Source organism: Streptomyces sp. NPDC001270 (assembly GCF_042896695.1).
Lineage (GTDB): Bacteria > Actinomycetota > Actinomycetes > Streptomycetales > Streptomycetaceae > Streptomyces.
The window spans coordinates 26441-46771 of sequence record NZ_JBIAXM010000023.1 but is presented as its reverse complement, the minus strand read 5'-3'; the positions used below and the strand labels follow the sequence as shown (position 1 = coordinate 46771).

The following is a 20331-nucleotide window of genomic DNA, read 5'->3' as shown; positions in this document are numbered from 1 at the left end:
CACGCCGCCCCGGACGGCTCAGCCCACGTCGCGCAGGAAGCGTTGGGTGTGGATGCCGAAGTACGGGAACGACTGGATCTGGCGGACACCGTCGATCGGCCGCACGACGTCGTTGACGAAGTCGAGCAGCTCTTTCGGACCGGGGGTGATCACCTCGGCGAACAGGTCGAAGCCGCCGGAGGTGAGCACGGAGTAGATCACCTCGGGATGTGCGGCCAGCGCGTCGGCGAGGGCGCGCGGGTCGCCGTCCACGCCGATGCCGAGCAGGGCCATGGCCTGGCCGCCCATGGCCATCGGGTCGGTGACGCCGACGACCTGGACGGCCCGGGAGTCCAGGAGCCGTTGCAGGCGCTGCCGGGCCGCCGAGGCGGACAGGCCGACCTTGGGGCCCAGGTCGGCATACGCGATGCGTCCGTCGGTCTGCAGTTCGCGCAGGATGGCCCGGTCGATCTCGTCCACGTTCGTCCTCTCCCGCCGTCGGCCCGGCTCCGGCCCACCTTAACGGCGGGTCTCGGTCGGTCAGTTCGGCGAGGGAGGCGGCGAACACCTCGGTACGGGTGTCCACGTCCTGTCCGGTGGTCTCGGGGCGGCGCCCGGGCGCCGCCCGCCGCGAGCCGCTCGGGCAGCTTCGTCATCCGGGCGGACGCGTCGTCGGTGAGCACGTGTTCCCACGGGATTGCGCCGTCGGGCCTCCGCGCGCCCCCGCGCGACGAGGTGACGCGGACGAGTGCGGTCCATGACGTACTCCGAACGAGGAGGCGACGGAATAGGGGAAGCCTACGACCGAATCATTCGCCTCAATCCCAGCATGCGACTGAATCAATTGATCGGATCATCGATTCACGTGTCAACCGGCTCATTCGTTGAATCGCCGGGCACACCGCCCCTACCCGGCCTAGAAATATCTACCAGGATGCATATGCCGGGTTGGTGTGCCGCACCGTGCGGTCACCTCGTGCACCCGGCATCCGGAGAAGCAGATGGCGGATGCGATGTGGATGCGGGGCGTGGAGTGGCTGGCGGCGGCCTCCTGCGACCCGCGGGCCTGCAAGCGGGAGTGGGACCAGGGCGACGGTGTCGCGCTGCTGAAGGCGGGGCGTTACTGGGATGTGCTCAGCGTCCCCGACGAGTTGGGCATGCTCGCCCTCGACCTGCTGTGGAGTCCGGCCCTGCCGGTGCCGGGCCCCACGCTCGCCGACGGAGGATCCCGCCGGGTCGGGTTCTTCCTGCCGCCCGACCCGGGCAGCCGGTGGGTCGGGGCCGGGCTGCGGCACGCGGGCAAGGGCGCGTGGGTCGCGGTGCCGCCGCCGTACCGTCCGGCCGGGCTCATGGAATGGCTGGTCCCGCCGGACGGCTCCGGCGCGCTGCACGCGCCCACCGCGGTGGAGGTGGCCCTGCGCCAGGCACACGGCACCCTGGCCGTCCTCGGACCGCCGAAGTCCGCGTGAACCCGGCGGCCCGACGCGCTCAGCAGATCCGCGGCAACTGCTCCCCCAGCGGCATGTCGACCACCCGGGTGCCGCCCAGGCCGGTGCGGGCCACCACCATGCCGGGGTGGTCCGCCACCGCCTCGCCGATGATCGCGGCCTGCGCGCCCAGCGGATGCCGGCGCATCGCCGCCAGTACGGCGTCGGCGTGCTCGCGCGGCACGAACGCCACGAGCTTGCCCTCGTTGGCGACGTAGAACGGGTCGAGGCCCAGGACGGCACAGGCGCCCGCCACGGCCGGCGGGACCGGCACCTCGCGTTCCGTGATGACGACACCGGTGCCCGAGGCGGCCGCGATCTCGTTGAGCGAGGCCGCCAGTCCCCCGCGGGTGGGATCGCGCAGCACATGCAGGTCCGGGGTGACGGCGAGCATGTCCGCGACCAGACCGCCGAGCGCCGCGCAGTCGCTGACGATCTCCACGCCGAACTCCAGGCCCTCGCGCACGCTCATGATGGCCACGCCGTGCACGCCGACCGGCCCGCTGACGATCACCACGTCGCCGGGCACCACCCGGGCCGGACGCAGGTCGACGCCCGCCGGGATCAGTCCGATGCCGGCCGTGTTGACGAAGATCCCGTCGCCGTGCCCGGACTCGACCACCTTGGTGTCGCCGGTCGCGACCTCCACGCCCGCCGTGCGCGCGGCGGCGCCGAGCGCCTCGGCCACCCGGGCCACGGTGGCGATCTCCACCCCTTCCTCCAGGATGAATCCGCAGGAGAGGTAGGCGGGTTCGGCGCCGCTCATGGCAAGGTCGTTGACGGTGCCGTTGACGGCGAGATCGCCGATGCTGCCGCCGGGGAAGAACAGCGGCCGCACCACGAAGGAGTCGGTGGAGAAGGCCAGCCGGACACCGCCCAGGGACAGCGCGGCCGCGTCGCCCAGCTCGGCGAGGGCCGCCCCGCCGAACGCGGGCGCGAAGACGTGCTCGACCAGTTCGGCGGAGAGCGTGCCCCCGCCGCCGTGGCCCATGACGACGCGGGGCTGGTCGCGCAGCGGGGCCGGGCAGGTCCAGCCGGTCACGTCCAGGGTGTCGGTGGTGTCAGGCAACGGGGCTCGCCTCCCGGGGCGCGGGCGTGTTCTGCAGGCGTCGGTAGAGGTAGTAGGCGGCGCAGGCGCCCTCGCTGGAGACCATGGTGGCGCCGAGCGGGGTGCGCGGGGTGCAGCGGGTGCCGAACGCCTCGCACTGGTGGGGTTTGAGCAGGCCCTGCAGGACCTCGCCGCTGCGGCACTCGGCCGGCTCCAGGGTGCGGATGCCGTCGACCCTGAAGCGCAGTTCGGCGTCGTAGGCGCGGTACTTCTCGGACAGCCTCCAGCCGCTGCCGGGGATCACGCCGATCCCCCGCCAGGGCCGGTCGGTGACCTCGAAGACGTCCTCCAGCATGGCCCTGGCCGCGGGGTTGCCCTCGGCGCGGACGGCCCGCGGGTAGGCGTTCTCGACGGTGTGCTCGCCGCGTTCCAGCTGCGTCACGGTGCGGCGTACGCCTTCGAGGATGTCCAGCGGTTCGAAGCCGGTGACGACGATGGGCACGCGGTGGCGCCGGGCCAGCTCCGGGTACTCGTCGACGCCCATGACGGTGCACACGTGCCCGGCGGCGAGGAACGCCTGGACCCGGCAGCTCGGCGAGCGCATGATCGCCTTGATGGCGGGAGGCACCCGGACGTGCGAGACCAGCAGGCTGAAATTGCGGATGCCGAGCCTGCGGGCCTGGTGGACGGTCATCGCGTTGGGCGGCGCGGTGGTCTCGAAGCCGATGCCGAAGAACACCACCTCGCGGTCCGGGTGCCGCTGGGCGATCCGCAGGGCGTCCAGCGGCGAGTAGACGACGCGTACGTCGCCGCCCTGCCCGCGCACCTGGAACAGGTCGCGGCCCGTCCCGGGCACCCGGAGCATGTCACCGAAGGAGCAGAAGATCACCTCGGGCCGGGAGGCGATCTCCAGGGCCTTGTCGATGACCTCCAGCGGTGTGACGCAGACCGGGCAGCCCGGACCGTGGATCAACTCGACCTGCTCGGGCAGGAGCTGGTCGATGCCGTGGCGGATGATGGAGTGCGTCTGCCCGCCGCAGACCTCCATCAGCGCCCAGGGCCTGGTGACCGTCGCGTGGATCTCGTCGAGGAGCCGGCGGGCCAGCTCCGGGTCCTGGAACTCGTCGATGTACTTCACTGCCGTGCCTCCTCGCCGGTGTGTGCGGTGCCCGCGTCCGCGGCGGCCTCCCAGGGGTCGCCGAACTCCTCCTGGAGCATGCCGAGTTCGGCGAAGAGTTCGAGTGTCTTGCGGGCCGATTCCTCGTCGAGCCGTTGCAGCGCGAAACCGACGTGCACGATGGCGTACTCGCCGACCTTCAGGTCGGGCAGGTACTCCAGGCACACCTCCTTGACCACGCCGCCGAAATCGACGGTGGCCACCCGGGTGCCGTCCCGTTCGTCGATGTCCAGCACTCTGCCGGGTACCGCCAGGCACATGGGCCTCTCCTCGCTGTGGGGTGGTGCGTCGGTCGTCAGGGGGTCGTGTCGCCGGGGCCGGCCGCCCGGGCGGCCACCATCAGCTGCCCCAGAGCCAGGCCGCCGTCGCCGGGCGGGACCAGGCGGTGGCGCAGCACGGTGAAGCCGTCCGCCGCGAGGACCGCGGCGCAGGCCGAGGAGAGCAGGGAGTTGAGGAACACGCCGCCGGTGAGAGCGACGGTGTCCACGCCGTGCCGGTCCCGGGCCAACAGGCAGACGCGGTGCACGAGTCCGGTGACGGCCCGGTGGAAGCGGGCCGCGACGGTCGCCGCGGGCACGCCCGCCCGCAGGTCGTCGACGACCGCCGCCAGGACGGGCGCCGCGTCGGCCCGCAGCGGTCCGTCACCGGGCTGCCCGTCACCGGCCTTCGCCGCGCGCACGGCGAAGGCGTAGGCAGCGGTGTCCGCGGCGGGGGCGCACAGCGCGGCGGCCTCCAGTTCGACGGCGGCCTGGGCCTCGTACCCGGCCTGGTGGCACACGCCGGCGAGGGACGACACCGCGTCGAAGAGACGGCCCATGCTGGAAGTGGGCACGCAGCCGATGCCGCGCTCCAACTGCCGTGCCAGCACGCCGCGTTCTACCGGCGGGCAGGCGGTCACGCAGGGCAGGTCGGCGGACCAGTCGAGGCCGGCCGCGCGCAGGTGCGCGAGGGCCATGCGGTAGGGCCGGTGCACCGCGGCGTCGCCGCCCGGCAGGGGGACGTAGGCCAGGTGTCCGACGCGGGTGAAACCGGCGTAGTCCGCGAGCAGGAACTCCCCGCCCCACACCGCTCCGTCGTCGCCGTGTCCGGTGCCGTCGAATGCCGCGCCGAGTACCGGCCTGCCGCCGTCCAGTCCGTGTTCGGCCATCGCGGCGGCGATGTGCGCGTGGTGGTGCTGGACGCGGACCACCGGCCGTCCGGCGGCATTGCGGACGGCCCACCGGGCGGAGCGGTAGCCCGGGTGCCGGTCGGCCGCCAGCAGCTCGGGCCGCACCGGTGTGATCGACTCCAGTTGGGCCACCGCGCGGCCGAAGGCGCGCTGGGTGGCCAGGTCGTCCATGTCCCCGATGTGCGCCGACAGCCAGGCCCGCCGTCCCACGCCGAGACAGCACGCGTTCTTCAGGTCGCCGCCGACCGCGAGCGTCGGGCGCACCGACAGGGGCAGGTCCAGGGGCAGCGGCGCATAGCCCCGGGCGCGGCGCACCAGCAGCGGCTGCCCGTCGCACACCCGCACCACCGAGTCGTCGCAGGGCACATGGATCGGCCGGTCGTGGGTGAGCCAGGCGTCGGCCAGGCCGGCGAGGCGTTCCAGGGCCTCCCCGTCGTCGGTGACGATCGGTTCACCGGACACGTTGCCGCTCGTCATGACCAGCAGCCGGGGGCCCTCGGGGTCGCCGGGCAGGCCCAGCAGGAGGTGGTGCAGCGGCGTGTAGGGCAGCATCACGCCGAGGTCGGGGCTGCCGGGGGCGACCTGGTCCGCCGGGCGCGGACCGGTGGGCGCGGTGCCGGCGCGGCGGCGCAGCAGCACGATGGGGCGGACCGGGCCGGCGAGCAGTTCGCGTTCCGCTTCGTCCGGCGACACCAGGTGCGCGATGTCGTCGAGGCCGCGGGCCATCAGCGCGAACGGCTTGTCACCCCGCGCCTTGCGCTGCCGCAGCAGTGCGACGGCCCCGGGATCGGTGGCGTCGCACGCCAGGTGGTAGCCGCCGAGCCCCTTCACCGCGAGGACCGCGCCCCGCGCCAGCAGCCGCCGCGCCTCGGTCACCGGGTCCGCCTCGGCGACCTCCTCGGGGGCGGCGCCGGGGTGCGGGCGGCGGACGAGCAGGCGCAGCCGTGGACCGCAGTCCGGGCAGGCGACGGGCTGGGCGTGGAAGCGCCGGTCGGCGGGGTCGGCGTACTCGCGGGCGCAGCCGGGGCACATCGGGAAGCGGGCCATGGTGGTGTGCGGCCGGTCGTAGGGCAGGCCGGTGACGATCGTGAGGCGGGGGCCGCAGTGGGTGCAGTTGACGAAGGGATGGCGGTGGCGCCGGTCGGCGGGGTCGGCGAGTTCGCGCAGACAGGCGGCGCAGGTCGCGGTGTCCGGGGGGATGAGGGCGCCGGCCGGGCCGCCGGTGCGGGAGGCGAGGATGGCGAACGCGCCGTCGCCGGCGACCGGCACGTCCTGGTGGTCGACGCCGTCGACGCGGGCCAGCGGCGGGGCGTCCGGCGCGAGCCGGGCGCAGAACCGGCCCACGGTGTCCGGGGCGCCCTCGACCTCGACGACCACCCCGTCCGGGGTGTTGGTGACGTGCCCGGTCAGGCCGAGCGAGGTGGCAAGGCCGTGGACGTAGGGCCGGAAGCCGACGCCCTGCACCACACCGCGGACGACGACCCGGCGGCGCAGCGCCGTCCCCTCGGCGGCCCCGGTGACGCTCACGAGTGCGACGGGACCGTGGCGTGGGTGTGACCGCCGTGGGAGTGCCCGGCGTGCTCGTGCGGGCGGCGGGCCATCACCGGGGTGTGCGGCGGGGTGCCGTCGGCGGCGGCCAGGGCCCGCTCCAGGAGGATGCCAAGCCCCTGCTGTCCGCGCACCGACGTCAGCACCACCTCGACGCCCGGGTTGACCTGCTCGACGTGGGCGCGGAACGCCTCCTCGTCGAAGCCCACGGCCTGGGCGATGTCGGTCTTGGTGACGACCACCAGGTGGGCGAGGCCGAAGGCGGTGGGGTACTTCAGCGGCTTGTCCTCGCCCTCCGTCACAGAGGCCAGGACCACCCGCAGACTCTCGCCGAGGTCGTAGGAGGCCGGGCAGACGAGGTTGCCGACGTTCTCCACGAACAGCAGCCGCGTCGGCTCCGGCAGCCAGTCCTCGATGTGCCGGGCGAGCATCCCGGCCTCCAGATGGCACAGCCCGTCGGTGAGGATCTGTCTGACCGGGACCCCGGAACGCTTGAGCCGGGCCGCGTCGTTCTCGGTGGCGAGGTCGGCGGTGAGCGCGGCGGCCGGCACGGACCGCTCACGGGCCAGGGTCAGTTCGTGCTCCAGCAGGGCGGTCTTGCCGCTGCCCGGGCTGGAGAGCAGGTTGACGACCGTGGTGCCGTGGGCCGCGAGGCGCGCGCGCAGGGCCTGCGCGGACTCGTCGTTGCGGGCGAGCACGGACTGTTGGAGATCCACCGCACGGCACATGTTCAGCGCTCCTCGACGCTCGGTTCACAAGGGGGTGCCGTCGTCGTCCCGTCCTCCCAGCGCACCCCGGTGATGCGCAGTTCGCGGCCGGACAGCAGGTCGGTGCTGGCGCCCCGGCACCGCGGGCAGCTCAGCCGGGGCGGCATGCCGACCGCCCATTCGTGGCCGCAGGGCGCGCAGCGGGCCCGCCCGGGCACGGGTTCGGTGACCAGTTCGGCGCCCTCCAGCAGGGTTCCGGCGCAGGCCAGTTCGAAGGAGAAGGCCAGGGCGTCGGGTACGACGCCGGCCAGTTCGCCCACCTGGAGCCGCACCGAGCGCACCGCGGTGACGTCACCGGCCCGTTCGGCCGCCTCCGCCACCTGCTCGATCACCGCCAGCGCGATGGACATCTCGTGCATCTGCCTCCGTCCCGACGGGCCGTACGTGCACACGGAGCGGGCCGTTCGTGAGCGGACGGCCGTCTCCCATTAGAGGTGCGGGGTGCCGGGCCGCCGGCCCGGCACGCCGCCGTGGCCGGGCCACGTACGTCGTTTGCCGCAGCGCCCCGCCGAGGCGGGGTGCAGCGCGGGACGGGGCTCACATGCTGCGGATCCTCAGATAGCGCCGGAGGTCGGGCAGGGACTGCACGACGACCGTGGCGACCGCGGCGGCCAGTGCACCGACGACGATCTTCTTCATGGGGTCTCTCCTCACTTCGCTTCGCGGCTTCGGCCGTTCATTTCACAGCGTCGGCCGGTGGACACGGTTCGGGTGCCGGGGACGCGGCCAGCAGGCCCTCGACGAGCCGGACGGCCTGCGGCACCGCCGCGGAGACGGGGGCGCTCAGCCCCATCCCCTCGTCCACCGAGGCCGGTTCGCACCCCACGACGAGGGTGCGGCGCGGGGGTGCGGTGCCGGTGCCGGCGCAGAGGGTGCCGAGCAGGGCGAGCACAGCGTCCGGGGTCATGCGGTGGCCGTCGAGCGGGACGCCCGCCGCCTCGGCGCGGCCGGCGTCCTCGTGCTCGATGACGTAGAGGGTGCCCGGGGATCCGCCGCGTGCGGTGGCGTCCACCAGGATCAGGGTGTCGTAGCCGTCGAGGAGTTGGTAGGCGAGGTGCACGCCGCGCACCCCGACGTCCACGACCTCGACGTGGCCGGGCAGCGGGCGGCCGGCCAGGGCTCGGGCGGTCTCCACGCCGAAGGCGTCGTCGCGGAGGAAGACGTTCCCGATGCCGGCGACGAGGACCCGGCCGTCCGCGGTGGGCGCGCTCATCCGCCGCCGTCCTGCGGCCAGGCGAGTTCGTCGGGCTGGAAGTACAGGAAGCGGCCCTGTTCGCGGCGCAGGTCGGCGCCCGGGTCGCCGTCCACGGTGACCGCCACGTGCACCACGCCGTCCACGTCGTGCAGCACGGCCTCGGCCGTGGCACCGGTGCCGCGCAGGAACAGGTCCTGGGCGTCGGTGCGGCGCGCGCCGGGGCGCAGCACGAGGCGGCTGCCCGCGCGCACCGGCCGGCCGTCGAGAAGGACGCTGTCGTGGCCGGGGTCAAAACCGGCGTCGGCGGCCGGGTCCCACCACGGGGTGTCCGGCCGCGGCACGCCGTGTTCGTCGGGGAAGCCGGGCCCGGTGTGCGGCCGGGTCGCCTCGCGCAGGCCGCGGACCGCGCCGTGCAGGCGTTCCAGCACCTCGGGCGGGAGCGAGTCGGCCAGGTCGATCACGGCGGCGGCCCGCTCGTCGGTGCCCCGCGCCTCGCGTTTCTCCTCGTCGGTGAGGGCGGCGGTGCGCAGCGCGAGGATCTCGTCGATCTCGGTCGCGTCGTACAGGGCGCCGGGGCTCTCGGGGGCGATGGCCGGGTGGTCCTCCAGGATGATCGGCGAGGACAGCACCACGTCCGTGCGGCCGGGCTCGGCGGCCAGGACCGGCCAGGTGTGCAGATTGCGGCAGGCGGCGACCGCGCCCTTCGCCCACTGCGGCGGGTCGGTCATCGACAGGAACGAGCCGCGGTCCACGGCCAGCAGGAGGTGGGCGGCCACCAGGGAGCGCGGCAGGGCCGCGTCCCGGTCGGCGGCGTGCCCGGCGGGCGGGGTCCAGTCGCTGGTGTTCTCGGCGACCGCGGTCAGTCGCAGCACCCGGTAGGGGCCGTCGAGTTCGGCTGCCGTCAGCCGCAGCCGGCCGGTCAGCGGCTCGTACCGGTGGACGGTGCGGCCCGCCGGACGGCCGTCGGCGTCGAGGGCGGTCTCGTGGTCGGTGCCTGCGGGCCGGTCGATGTCGACGGTGACGTCTCCGGCGAGGAGGTCGGCGACCGGTACGAGGGCCGTGACGCGCTCCTCCACCCCTTCGTCCCAGGGGACCAGCACCCGGTCCGCGAGGCGGAGTTCGGGGACGGTCTCGAACCTGCCGTCCGCGACCGCCTGCTGGACGGTGCGGCGGCGGGCGCGCAGGAACCGCAGTTCGACGGCGAGCGCGGCGCCCGCCTTGGGTTCCAGCAGGCACTCGGTGTGCTGGAAGGAGTGCTCCTCGCACTCGGCGCCCCAGCCGGGCGGCACCAGCACGCCGAACTGCCAGCGCAGCCGGTTCTTCGCGGCCGAGGCCCGGTAGGGGTAGAGCACATAGCCCTCGAAGAGGACGGCGTCGGCCACTTTCCGGGCGACGGCGAGACGCGCCTCGGTCTCGGGGGCGAACCCGGTCACGCTCACGGAGCGGTCCTTCCGGTCGTGCGGGTGAGGACGGGTCCTGGTGCGGGCGCGCCCTGCGCCCGCGCGAGCAGGGCCTGTACGGTCGCCTCCCACGAGGGCAGCGCCCGGCCCGAGCGGAACGCCAGCAGGGCGTCCATGGTGTCGCGGGGCAGCCGGATCCAGCCGCAGCCGGGGAAGTGCTGTTCGACCATCTCGCGCCAGGTGGCGACCGGCATCCGGAAGGTGGCCTCCCGGTCCCACGGGACGGGTTCGACGCGAAAGCCGCGGGCGCCGGTGAACGCTGTTCCGGAGAACAGCATCAGCAGGGGTACGTCACCGCCGTCGAGCGCGTCGAGATAGCGGGTGGCGGCGATGTCCATGTCGTAGGTGCAGGGCACGACCAGGTCCGTCTCGGTCTCCCGGGTGAAGCCGGGGACCACCAGCGGGACCTGGGCGAACTGCACCGGCTGGAGGGTGCTGCCCCAGCGGGAGGGCTCGCCGAACAGGTCCACGAGTCCGTCGGTCTCGGCGCGGTCGTAGCCGCGCCGGGCGGGTTCGACACGGATCTGGCAGCGCAGCGCCAGGGCGTGCACGGGTTCGTCGTCGGGGGTGGTGATCCGCAGCCGGAACACCAGGGTGGGGCCGGCCGCGTAGCGGTCGGCGCGCACTCCGGTGCAGGCGAAGGAGAGCCGGCTCATGGGCCCTCCTGCGTGCCGACGGGCCGGGCCCGGTCCTCGACGTGCGCGAAGAAGGCGTCCAGGGCGGCCCGGGCCTCGGCCCCGCCGTCGAAGCCCTGCCACAGGAGCCGCATGCGGCCGACGAGTTCGTAGCAGATGTCGATCGGCACCAGGTAGCAGCCGCAGCCGTCGTCGGTGCGGCGCACCAGCAGTGCCTCCACGTCGGGTTCGAGCAGGCCGGCCAGGGTGCTCTCGCCGAGCACCGCCATCCAGGCCGCCGGTTCGAGTTCGCTCTCGGTGGCTCCGGCCGGGCTCGGGTAGAGGGCGACGAGCCGGTCCAGGGCGGCGTTGCGGAAGAAGAAGGCGACGCCGACCGGGATGCGCAGGGTGTCCCAGGCACGGTCGTCGAGACGGTGGTCCGGGTCGGTGAGGAAGCGGGCCGGGACCGCGCGGAAGCGGCCGCCGCCCGCGCCGGGCCGCTCCATCAGCAGGTAGCAGGACACGCAGGCGCAGACCAGGGCCCGCCGCTCGGTGTCGACGAGGTGGCGGTGGTCCGTGTCCGCCACGGGGGTCGCGCACAGTCCGCAGCGTTCCGGCTGCGGCTGGCGTTCGGTCAGGAACCGGCGCAGGCCGCGGCCGGTGCGGGTCGGCAGGTCCGGGGTCGCGCTCATGCACCGGTCCCGGGGCGGGTGCCGATCTGCAGGAGCGCGGGCTCGCCGGCGCTCGGCCGCACCTCGACGGCCGTGACCTCGGGCGCGAAGCAGGAGAGCACGTCCTCGGCGGCCTGTCGCAGGTCCGGGGCGCCCGCGGCGCAGCCGCAGCCCCCGCCCCCGCCGGACGCGGCGCGCAGCCGCAGCGTTCCGGTCGCCTCGTCGAGACCGAGGACTTCGAGCGCGTCGGGGCCGGCGCCGTCGATGCTGTCGAGGGCGCGGCCGATGCGGGCGTTCAGGTCCTCGGGGTGCAGGTCGTGCAGGAGCAGCAGGCTCGCGACGAGTCCGTCGCCGTACAGGGCCTCGGCGCGGGGACGGTCCTCGGGGGCGGAGAGCAGTTCCAGGATCCGGGCGAGGCCCGCGCCGTAGAACTCCATGAGGGAGCGCACCAGTTCCTCGGCCGCCGCGACGGCGGCCGGGTCCCCGGTGGCGGAGAGCCGGTCGAGCACCTCCTCGATGCGCCGGCCGGCCCGTTCCGCGTGCGCCGGAGTGGCGGTGGCGGTCATCCGCCGAGTCCGCTCAGGCCGGTGGGTACGTGCATCTTCTCCACGGTCCGGCCGTCGCCGACGTACATGTGGACACCGCACGGCAGACAGGGGTCGAAGCTGCGCACGGTGCGCATGATGTCGATGCCCTTGAAGCTGTCCGGCGGGTTCTCCTCGAAGATGGGGGTGTTCTGCACGGCGTCCTCGTAGGGGCCCGGCGTGCCGTAGGGATCCCGGACGCTGGCGTTCCACGGGGTGGGCGGGTACGGATGGTAGTTGGCGATCTTGCCGTCGCGGATCACCATGTGGTGGGAGAGGACTCCGCGGACGGCCTCGGTGAATCCGACACCGATGCTCTCGTCCGGCACCTCGAACTTCTCCCAGGTCTGGGTGCGTCCGGCGCGGACCTCTTCGAGGCCCTTCTCGGCGAAGTGCAGCGCGAGGGCGGCGGTGTACGCCTGGAAGTAGCTGCGCGCCCGGTTGCGTTCCAGGGCGTTGCTCCACTTCGGGATCTTCCACTCGAAGGTGGTCTCGGGCCGGGTCATGGTGCGCGGCAGGTTGATGACGACGCTGTGCCCGGTGGACTTCACCCCGCCGGTGTCGACCAGGCCGGCCAGGGCGGTGGACCAGAGCCGGGCGAGGGGGCCGCCGCCGGTGTCCAGGGCAAGGTGGTCCTTGCCGTCGAACCAGCGGGGCGACATCACCCAGCTGTACTTGTCCTCGAAGTTCCGCTTCTGCGGGGCGGGGATGGTGTGCTGGTTCCAGGGGTGGCGCGGGTCGACCGGGTTGCCCAGCGGGTCGTGGGTGACGAACTGCTCCCGGCCCGCCCAGTCCTCGTAGTAGGAGCTGCCCAGCAGGATGCGGATGCCGAGGTTGATCTCGGTGAGGTCGGTGGTGACGAGCTTGCCGTCGACGATGATGCCCGGGGAGACGAACATGTGCCGTCCCCAGTCCGTCATGTTGGCGTAGGTGAAGTCGCAGTGATCGGGGTCGTTGAGCGCTCCCCAGCAGCCGAGCAGGACGCGCCGCCGGCCGACTTCCTCGTAGCCGGGCAGGGCCTCGTAGAAGAAGTCGAACAGGTCGTCGTGGAGCGGGACGACGCGCTTCATGAACTCCACGTACCGCATCAGACGGCTGAGGTAGTCCGTGAAGAGCTGGACGGAGGCGTTGGTGCCGACGCCGCCCGGGTAGAGCGTGGAGGGGTGCACGTGGCGGCCCTCCATCAGGCAGAACATCTCCCGGGTGTAGCGGCTGACCTGGAGCGCCTCGCGGTAGAAGTCGCCCTCCATGGGGTTCAGGGAGCGCATGATGTCGGCGATGGTGCGGTAGCCGTGGTCCGCGGCGTGCGGTGCCTCGGTGCGTTCGGCGAGGTCGAGGACGCCGGGGTTGGTCTCCTTGACCATCTTCTCGCAGTAGTCGACCCCGACCAGGTTCTCCTGGAAGATGTTGTGGTCGAACATGTACTCCGCGGCCTCGCCGAGGTTGATGATCCATTCGCCGAGGTGCGGGGGCTTGACCCCGTAGGCCATGTTCTGCGTGTACACCGAGCACGTGGCGTGGTTGTCGCCGCAGATGCCGCAGATGCGGCTGGTGATGAAGTGCGCGTCGCGCGGGTCCTTGCCGCGCATGAACACGCTGTAGCCGCGGAAGACCGACGAGGTGCTGTAGCACTCGGCGACCCGCTTCTGCTTGAAGTCGATCTTCGTGTGGATGCCCAGGCTGCCCACGATCCGGGTGATCGGATCCCAGGACATCTCGATCAGGCCGCTGCCGTCGCGGGCCGCTTTGCTCGTCGGTGCCATGGTGTCAGTCGTGCCCTTCTGCGAGCGGGAGGTGCGGGGGGTGCGGACGGGAGGGGGTGCGGGACGGGGCGGAGCTGCTCACGGTGGTCACCACGGCGGCCGGTATCCGGTGGTGAGCTTGCCGCCGGTGTGGCGCCACTTGGGCTCCTGGTCGACGGTGTGCTGGGTGACCGAGCGGAGCCGGCGGATCACCGCGCCGTAGGCGCCGCTGGCCTTGGTGGACAGCGTCGCGCCGGGGGGCTGGTCCATGAACGGCATGAACTTGTCGGGGAAGCCGGGCATGGTGCAGGCGATGCAGATGCCGCCGACGTTCGGGCAGCCGCCGATACCGTTCATCCAGCCGCGCTTGGGCACGTTGCACTTCACCACGGGGCCCCAGCAGCCGATCTTGACCAGGCACTTGGGCGAGTCGTACGTGTCGGCGAAGTCGCCCTGCTCGTAGTAGCCGGCCCGGTCGCAGCCCTCGTGCACGGTGGCGCCGAACAGCCAGGCCGGGCGGAGCTTGTCGTCCAGGGGGATCATCGGGGCGGAACCCGCCGCCTGGTAGAGCAGGTAGGTGAGCGTCTCGGCGAAGTTGTCGGGCTGGATGGGACAGCCCGGGACGCACACGATGGGGATGCCCGCCTTGGACTTCCAGTCCCAGCCGAGGTAGTCGGGCACGCCCATCGCGCCGGTCGGGTTGCCCGCCATGGCGTGGATGCCGCCGTAGGTGGCGCAGGTGCCGATGGCGACGACGGCGAGGGCCTTGGGCGCGAGCCGGTCGATCCACTCGCTCGTGGTGATCGGCTGGCCGGTCTCCGGGTTGTCGCCGAAGCCGCACCAGTAGCCCTCGGGCTTGATCGCCTCGTTCGGTACGGATCCCTCCACCACCAGCACGAACGGGTCGATCTCGCCCCGCTCCCCCTTGAAGAACCACTCGATGAACGTGTCGGCGCCGCCGACCGGACCGCACTCGAAGTCGATGAGCGGCCAGTGGACCTCGATCTTCGGCAGCCCCGGCAGCACGCCGAGCGCGATCTGTTCGATGCTCGGCTGCATGGCGGCGGTCAGCGCGACCGAGTCGCCGTCGCAGCTCAGCCCGGCGTTGATCCAGAGGATGTGGATCGTGGGCGTCTCGCCGGCGGGGGTGCCGCCGGCGTCCGTCGTCTCGGCACTGCTGGGCGTGGCCGGAGTCATGCGACCGCCTCCTCGGGGAGGTAGGGAACAAAAGCAGACATTCCAACTGCTTTTCGTGTTTCTTCGTATCAGGCGTCCGGGGACGGTGAGAGGTCTGCCTGGTCCGTTCCAGTGACACGGGGCGCGGACCGGCCGCCGGGTTCGGCGGCCACGCGCGCGCCCGCGGCGCGGGTGAGGTGCGGCGGCGTGCCGGCCGGGCGCTGCTTGCGTACGAAGGCCCGGCGCAGCGCGTGGTACGGGGCGTCCGGGTCGTCGAAGGTGCGGCGCATCCGGGCCAGCTCCCGGTCCCGGAACGCGGACAGCGGTTCGACCGCCTCCTGGCGGTCCAGTTCGGCCTTCTTGGCCGCGATCCGGGACGGCGTCCCCGGCACCGCCGCCAGCCGGGCCGCCAGCCGGGCCACCTGCGCGGGGAAGTCCCCGGGCGCGCACTCGATCACCCGGTCGGCCAGGCCCGTCCGCAGGGCGCCCGCGGCGCTCACCGGCAGGGCCTCCCGCATCAGCCGCTCGGCCGCCGCCGCTCCCACCCGGCGGGGCAGCGAGTACGTCCAGTACTCCGATCCGTACAGACCCATGAGCCGGTAGTGCGGGTTCAGCACGGTCCCGGACCGGCACCACACCTCGTCGGCGGCCAGGGCGAGCATCACCCCGCCGGCCGCTGCGTTGCCGCCGAGGGCGCAGACCACCAGCCGGTCGGTGGTCGTCAGGACGGCCTCCACCAGGTCGTCGATGGCGTTGATGTTCGCCCAGGACTCGGCGGCGGGGTCCGCGGCGGCCTCGATGACGCCGAGGTGGATGCCGTTGGAGAAGAAGTCGCGCCGGCCGCCCAGCACCAGCACGCCGGTGGGGCGGGCGCACGCCTCGCGGTAGGCGGCGAGCAGGCGCCGGCACTGCGCGGTGCTCATGGCACCGCCGGGAAAGGCGAACTCCAGGAAGCCGACGTCACCCTCCTCCCGATAGCCGAGGTCGGTCCAGCCGCGGCGGCTCGCGTCCGCCGTCGGTGCGGGCGCGAACTCGGGCAGGCCGGGCAGCCGGTCCCCGAGGGCCGTCACGGCCGGCAGCTTGACCGCGGGCGCCTGGCCGGGCAGCCGTCTGGGGCGCAGTTCCGGGATCCACACCGCGCCGTCGGCCGTGGCCCGGCAGACCGCGCCGGCCCGGGTGGCCAGCAGGGCCCCCGGGGCGCCGTGCAGGCGGTGTTCGGGGTGGCCACCGTGCAGGTACCACTCCTCGCCGTACAGGACGTCCAGCACGCCGGGCCGGGAGTCCGCGGCGCGCAGCTTGCGGACGACCGTCCGGGTGGGGTCCGCGCTCCAGTCGATCCGCCGGACGCTCTGGTCGAGGTAGGGACGGGCCCGCCAGGCCCGCTGCGGTTCCGGCGTGTACGAGCCCGACGCGAAGCGCTCGACGGCGAGGACGACGGCGGCCAGCGCGGCGTCGGCGACCTCGCCCCGGTACAGGTCGCTCTTGCCCACCGGGGGCACGGGGCAGCGCACCGACGCCCATACGGCACCGGCGTCCATCTCCTCCTCCGCCTGGAGGACCGTGACTCCCCAGTCCTCGGCGCCTTCCTGGATCGCCCAGTCCAGCGCGGACGGCCCGCGGTCCCCCGGGGGGCCGGGATGCACGACGAGACAGGGCCACGCCGTCCACACCTCACGGGGGATCGCCGTCGTCAGCATCGGTGCGACGACCAGCCGGGGGTCGTGCCGCCGGACCGCCTCGGCCAGCCGGTGGCCGGGAACGGCGAGTTCCACCGCGGTGGTGTGCCCGCGGTCGCGGAGTTCGGCGTGGACACGTTGGGTGAGGCTGTTGAAGGCGCTGGCCACGAGCAGGATGTGCACGGTGTACTCCCGGCGGACGGAGACGCGGGCCGGCCCGCCCGGCCGATGCGATCGTCGGACACACGCCGCCCGGCGCCCCGGCGACCGGCTGTCCGGGTCACCCGAAAGCGGACGCCCGCACCGCCACCCGGCCGCCTGCCCCCTGCCCGCACCGCCACCCCGGCGGCCTGCGCCTGCCGGGCCGCGCCGGCCCGGTTCGTGCCCGTGGCGGCGCTCCGTCGGCGCGGGAGTGTCCGGTGTCGTGGGCGTTCATCAAGCTCCGCTGCGCCGCGGCGGGGCCGCGCCCGGAGCGCGACGTGGGGGCGCGACCGGACCCCCGTACCGGTCGTGCCCCCACCGACTGTTGAACCTATGCGCGGAGCGGGCCGTGGGGGTATCGCGCCGGTGCCCGCCGACGCGCCGCGAGGACTCACCTGTGCACAGTCAAGTCCGTTTGGCCCGGTTCATACCCCTGCTACGTACGGCGCAGCACGGGCTCGGCGAGATCACCGACGACCAGGTGGGCCAGCACGACCTCGTAGAGATCGCTGCCCGCGGCGAGGAGCTGGCGTTCCAGGACGGGTTCCGCGCTGCGGACGTGCTCGCGGACGGTCTGGGCGTGGACCCCGAGGTCCTGGGCGGCCCGCTCCGCGTTCCCGCCGGCGGCGATCCAGGCACGCAGCGTGCCGCGCAGGTCGCGTCCGTCGTGGACCAGGCGGCCGAGGAGGTCGTGGGCCCAGGCGCGGATCGCGGTCCCGGCGAGCAGGCCGCCGAGCCGGACGGCGGCCGGCTCGGCGGCCGGACCGTGGGTGCCGGGTGCGGCACAGCCCGCCTGGGTGTTCAGCGCGAGGTGGACGGTGGCGCGGACCGCGAGGTCGGAGAAGTCGGTGCGCAGCAGCGCCTCGACGCGGTCCATGCGGGCCCGGACGGTGTTGCGGCTGACGCCGAGCACCTTCGCCGCGTTGACCGCGGTGTACTCCAGTCCCAGTCGGGTGGTGGCGAACAGTTCGGCCCTGGTGTGGTGGGGCAGGGTGTCGAGCGGCCGGAGCACGTCGGTGGACCAGGCACGCAGGGCGGTGAGGTCCATCAGCGTCTGCGGATGGGTGCGCTCCGCGTAGACGGCCGTCTGGTCGGGGCGGAAGTGGGCGACGGCGAGGGCGCTGATGGCCTGGCCGTAGGCGAGCGAGGTGCGGGCGAGGCTCTGCCGGACGCTGCCGCCGAGATAGATCCCGGGGCGGCTGTCGACGAGCGAGCGCAGCCGCTCCCCCGCCGCCGCGGTGGGGCTGACGACGATGATGTGCCGGTCCATCGCGGGACAGCGCACGACGAGAGCCCGGCCACCGGTCGCCTCGATGCACTCGTCGATGAGTCTGTCCCGCTTCTCGGCGGCCCCTTCGACGACGTACACGCTGGCGGTGTCGGTGTCGAGCAGGCCGGGCCACAGGCCCGCGGCGACCCGGCGGGCCGCGATGGTGTCCTCCACCATCAGCAGTTGCAGGATCGCCAGCCGCAGGTCGGCGGTGGCCCGTCTCAGGCGCTGCCCGGCGGCCGTCAGTTCGCCTTCGCGCAGCAGGAGTTCGACGACCGGGGCGGTGCGGGTCACGATCTCCGCCGCCCGCCGGTCGAACGGGGCGGCCCGGGCGACGGCCAGCACGCCCGTCGACGCCTGGAACGGTCCGTAGTGGCGCACCGCGACCAGGCGGACGTACCGCCCGTCGTCCTCCACCGCGGCCGATGAGATCCGCCCGGTCACCACGTCCGTGACCAGCGTGTCGGCCAGCGGCACCGGGGCGCCTTCGAGTACGGCTCCCGTGTCGTCCCGCACGCACACGGCGCCGTCCACGGCCCGGGCGAGCCAGTCGACCACCCTGCGCAGCTCGCGTGCGCCGGGCCGCAGGTGGTCGAGGAGTTCCTCGGCCCATGCGGTGTCCGCGGCGCGCGGTATCCGGGTGCGGGGGCCCTTGTCCACCAGGCCGGCCATCTCGCGCTTCTCCTCGTTCATCCGGTTGCCCTAGGTGTGTGGAGAGGGACGCTACCGGACGCGCGGCCCGGGTTTCGCCCGGCGGCGGCCGGGACACGGCCGCACCGGCACGAGGGCGCAGGTCACCGCCGGCGGCCCCGGGGGACGGGTCGCCGGCGGTGACGGCCGGCTCGGGCCCGGGGGAAGAGCACCGGCCGGCTGGCTCGTCGGCTTCCCCGAAAGGCCGGGTTCATGCCGGCGGATTCGGGCCGCCTGGGGCCGGCCGGGCCGCGGGCGCCGCACGGGGCGGCCGGTCGCGGCGTGCCGCACGCGTGCGGCGTCCGTCTCCCGGACGGCATAGGCTCGGCGGATGGCGAAGTATTTCGATGTGCACCCCGAGAACCCGCAGCCGCGCAGCATCGCGCAGATCGCCGATGCCGTGCGCTCCGAGGCCCTCATCGCGTACCCGACCGACTCCTGCTATGCCCTGGGATGCCGGCTCGGCAGCCGTGACGGCATGGAGCGGATCCGGTCGATCCGGCACCTCGACGACCGGCACCACTTCACCCTGATGTGCCGGGACTTCGCGCAGCTCGGTCAGTTCGTACGCGTGGACAACGACGTGTTCCGCGCCGTCAAGGCGTCGACGCCGGGCAGCTACACGTTCATCCTCCCGGCGACCAGGGAGGTGCCGCGCAAGCTGCTGCACCCGAAGAAGAAGACCGTCGGCGTGCGCATCCCGGACCATGTGGTCACCCAGGCGCTGCTGGCCGAGCTGGGCGAACCGCTGCTGTCCAGCACCCTGTTGCTGCCCGACGAGGAGGAGCCGCTGACGCAGGGCTGGGAGATCAAGGACCGCCTCGATCACGTGGTGGACGCGGTGGTCGACTCCGGGGACTGCGGTACCGAGCCGACCACCGTCGTCGACTTCTCCGGCGGCGAGGCCGAGATCGTACGGCTCGGAGCGGGCGACCCGGCCCGCTTCGTCTGAGGCCGGCCGTGGGAGGCAAGTCCCGGTGCGCGGGCCGGGATCCTGCGTGACAGCATGACCCATCCACCGACCGTCGAGGGCACGCCTGTTCCCCGACGCTCCCTCCGCAGAGAGGCACCACGCCATGACCGCCGTACAGGGAGCCACCGTGGACATCCCGACCGAGGACGGTGTCGCCGACGCCTACCTCGTCCATCCCGGTGACGAGCGTCCCCGTCCGGCCGTCCTGTTCTACCAGGACGCGTTCGGGCTGCGCCCGCATCTGCGGTCGATGGCCGACCGGCTGGCCGAGGCCGGCTACACGGTCCTGCTGCCCAATGTGTTCTACCGCAACGGGCGGGTGCCCGTGTTCGACCTGCCCGAGTTCATCGACCCGGCCGCCAACCCGAACACCTGGCAGCAGATCATGCCGGTCATGAAGGCGCTGACGCCCGAATTCGCGATGCGTGACGCGGGCGCCTATCTGCGCTTCCTCGCCGACAGCCCGCTGGTGGCCGACGGTCCGGTCGCGACGACCGGCTACTGCATGGGCGCCCGGCTGGCGCTGCTCACCGCGGGCACCTGTCCGGACCGGGTCGCCGCCGTCGCCGGGTTCCACGGCGGGCAGCTCGCCACCGAGGAGCCGGACAGCCCGCACCTGGTCGCCGGACGCGTCACCGCCGAGGTGTACTTCGGCCACGCCGACCAGGACGCCTCCCTGCCGCCGGAGCAGATCCAGCGGCTGGAGGAAGCCCTCACCGCCGCGGGCGTGCGGCACCGGTGCGAGGTCTACGAGGGCGCCCACCACGGATACACGCAGGCCGACACCCCGGCCTACGACCAGGAGGCGTACGAGCGGCACTGGACCGCGCTGCTCGACCTGCTGGAGCGCACCTTCTGACACCGCGCCGTGGGGTGCCCGTGCCGCCACGGGCACCCCACGGACT

At 73.5% G+C, this 20331-nt stretch carries 20 protein-coding genes; 3 read left to right on the top strand and 17 right to left on the bottom strand.

Features of this window, described 5'->3' with window-relative positions:
* Nucleotides 1–18 precede the first annotated feature (18 nt).
* Nucleotides 19–459, bottom strand: coding sequence for an Lrp/AsnC family transcriptional regulator (locus tag ACFY2B_RS31720; protein ID WP_390766506.1), 441 nt, complete (start codon nucleotides 457–459; stop codon nucleotides 19–21).
* 521 nt (nucleotides 460–980) lie between these two features.
* Here ACFY2B_RS31720 and ACFY2B_RS31715 point away from each other — a divergent pair.
* Nucleotides 981–1448: a hypothetical protein gene (locus ACFY2B_RS31715; RefSeq protein ID WP_390766505.1), complete on the top strand. Its 468-nt coding sequence runs from the start codon at nucleotides 981–983 to the stop codon at nucleotides 1446–1448.
* A gap of 19 nt (nucleotides 1449–1467) precedes the next feature.
* Here ACFY2B_RS31715 and hypE read toward each other — a convergent pair whose 3' ends face one another.
* The 16 genes from hypE to ACFY2B_RS31635 form a co-directional block, all read right to left on the bottom strand.
* The gene (gene hypE / locus ACFY2B_RS31710) at nucleotides 1468–2535 is read right to left on the bottom strand and encodes a hydrogenase expression/formation protein HypE (RefSeq protein WP_390766504.1); all 1068 of its coding nucleotides are present in this window, start codon (nucleotides 2533–2535) and stop codon (nucleotides 1468–1470) included.
* Complete coding sequence (hypD, locus tag ACFY2B_RS31705) at nucleotides 2528–3652, bottom strand: hydrogenase formation protein HypD (RefSeq protein WP_390766503.1); 1125 nt, start codon at nucleotides 3650–3652, stop codon at nucleotides 2528–2530. Before hypD ends, hypE begins: the two co-directional genes overlap by 8 nt.
* Nucleotides 3649–3951 carry a HypC/HybG/HupF family hydrogenase formation chaperone gene (locus tag ACFY2B_RS31700; protein ID WP_390766502.1) on the bottom strand — a complete coding sequence of 101 codons (303 nt, stop codon included), beginning with the start codon at nucleotides 3949–3951 and terminating at the stop codon, nucleotides 3649–3651. The genes hypD and ACFY2B_RS31700 overlap by 4 nt, the downstream gene beginning before the upstream one ends.
* A gap of 35 nt (nucleotides 3952–3986) precedes the next feature.
* A complete protein-coding gene (gene hypF, locus ACFY2B_RS31695; RefSeq protein ID WP_390766501.1) occupies nucleotides 3987–6386 on the bottom strand; it encodes a carbamoyltransferase HypF in 2400 nt (799 codons plus the stop codon).
* The gene (gene hypB / locus ACFY2B_RS31690) at nucleotides 6383–7135 is read right to left on the bottom strand and encodes a hydrogenase nickel incorporation protein HypB (RefSeq protein WP_390766500.1); all 753 of its coding nucleotides are present in this window, start codon (nucleotides 7133–7135) and stop codon (nucleotides 6383–6385) included. The genes hypF and hypB overlap by 4 nt, the downstream gene beginning before the upstream one ends.
* Before the next feature lie 2 nt (nucleotides 7136–7137).
* Nucleotides 7138–7533 carry a hydrogenase maturation nickel metallochaperone HypA gene (locus ACFY2B_RS31685; RefSeq protein WP_390766499.1) on the bottom strand — a complete coding sequence of 132 codons (396 nt, stop codon included), beginning with the start codon at nucleotides 7531–7533 and terminating at the stop codon, nucleotides 7138–7140.
* A 178-nt stretch (nucleotides 7534–7711) separates the two neighbouring features.
* Nucleotides 7712–7813 carry a DUF6893 family small protein gene (locus ACFY2B_RS31680; protein ID WP_390766498.1) on the bottom strand — a complete coding sequence of 34 codons (102 nt, stop codon included), beginning with the start codon at nucleotides 7811–7813 and terminating at the stop codon, nucleotides 7712–7714.
* A gap of 37 nt (nucleotides 7814–7850) precedes the next feature.
* A complete protein-coding gene (locus ACFY2B_RS31675; protein WP_390766497.1) occupies nucleotides 7851–8387 on the bottom strand; it encodes a hydrogenase maturation protease in 537 nt (178 codons plus the stop codon).
* Nucleotides 8384–9808 (bottom strand): hypothetical protein, encoded by a 1425-nt coding sequence (locus ACFY2B_RS31670; RefSeq protein ID WP_390766496.1) that lies wholly within the window; start codon nucleotides 9806–9808, stop codon nucleotides 8384–8386. Before ACFY2B_RS31670 ends, ACFY2B_RS31675 begins: the two co-directional genes overlap by 4 nt.
* A complete protein-coding gene (locus ACFY2B_RS31665) occupies nucleotides 9805–10485 on the bottom strand; it encodes a DUF6084 family protein (protein WP_376533728.1) in 681 nt (226 codons plus the stop codon). Before ACFY2B_RS31665 ends, ACFY2B_RS31670 begins: the two co-directional genes overlap by 4 nt.
* Nucleotides 10482–11135, bottom strand: coding sequence for a DUF5947 family protein (locus ACFY2B_RS31660; protein ID WP_390766495.1), 654 nt, complete (start codon nucleotides 11133–11135; stop codon nucleotides 10482–10484). The genes ACFY2B_RS31665 and ACFY2B_RS31660 overlap by 4 nt, the downstream gene beginning before the upstream one ends.
* Nucleotides 11132–11680, bottom strand: coding sequence for a hypothetical protein (locus ACFY2B_RS31655; protein ID WP_390766494.1), 549 nt, complete (start codon nucleotides 11678–11680; stop codon nucleotides 11132–11134). The genes ACFY2B_RS31660 and ACFY2B_RS31655 overlap by 4 nt, the downstream gene beginning before the upstream one ends.
* Nucleotides 11677–13461 (bottom strand): nickel-dependent hydrogenase large subunit, encoded by a 1785-nt coding sequence (locus ACFY2B_RS31650; protein ID WP_390766493.1) that lies wholly within the window; start codon nucleotides 13459–13461, stop codon nucleotides 11677–11679. The genes ACFY2B_RS31655 and ACFY2B_RS31650 overlap by 4 nt, the downstream gene beginning before the upstream one ends.
* Before the next feature lie 87 nt (nucleotides 13462–13548).
* Nucleotides 13549–14637, bottom strand: a complete 1089-nt coding sequence (locus ACFY2B_RS31645; RefSeq protein ID WP_390766492.1) for a hydrogenase expression protein HypE — start codon at nucleotides 14635–14637, stop codon at nucleotides 13549–13551.
* Between the two features lie 68 nt (nucleotides 14638–14705).
* The gene (locus tag ACFY2B_RS31640; protein ID WP_390766491.1) at nucleotides 14706–16475 is read right to left on the bottom strand and encodes a hydrogenase maturation protein; all 1770 of its coding nucleotides are present in this window, start codon (nucleotides 16473–16475) and stop codon (nucleotides 14706–14708) included.
* Nucleotides 16476–16929: 454 nt separating this feature from the next.
* Nucleotides 16930–18435, bottom strand: coding sequence for a helix-turn-helix domain-containing protein (locus tag ACFY2B_RS31635; protein WP_390766587.1), 1506 nt, complete (start codon nucleotides 18433–18435; stop codon nucleotides 16930–16932).
* Nucleotides 18436–18784: 349 nt separating this feature from the next.
* Here ACFY2B_RS31635 and ACFY2B_RS31630 point away from each other — a divergent pair, with 349 nt between their 5' ends.
* Both ACFY2B_RS31630 and ACFY2B_RS31625 read left to right on the top strand, forming a co-directional pair.
* A complete protein-coding gene (locus tag ACFY2B_RS31630; protein ID WP_390766490.1) occupies nucleotides 18785–19405 on the top strand; it encodes an L-threonylcarbamoyladenylate synthase in 621 nt (206 codons plus the stop codon).
* A 124-nt stretch (nucleotides 19406–19529) separates the two neighbouring features.
* Complete coding sequence (locus tag ACFY2B_RS31625) at nucleotides 19530–20285, top strand: dienelactone hydrolase family protein (RefSeq protein WP_390766489.1); 756 nt, start codon at nucleotides 19530–19532, stop codon at nucleotides 20283–20285.
* Nucleotides 20286–20331 lie beyond the last annotated feature (46 nt).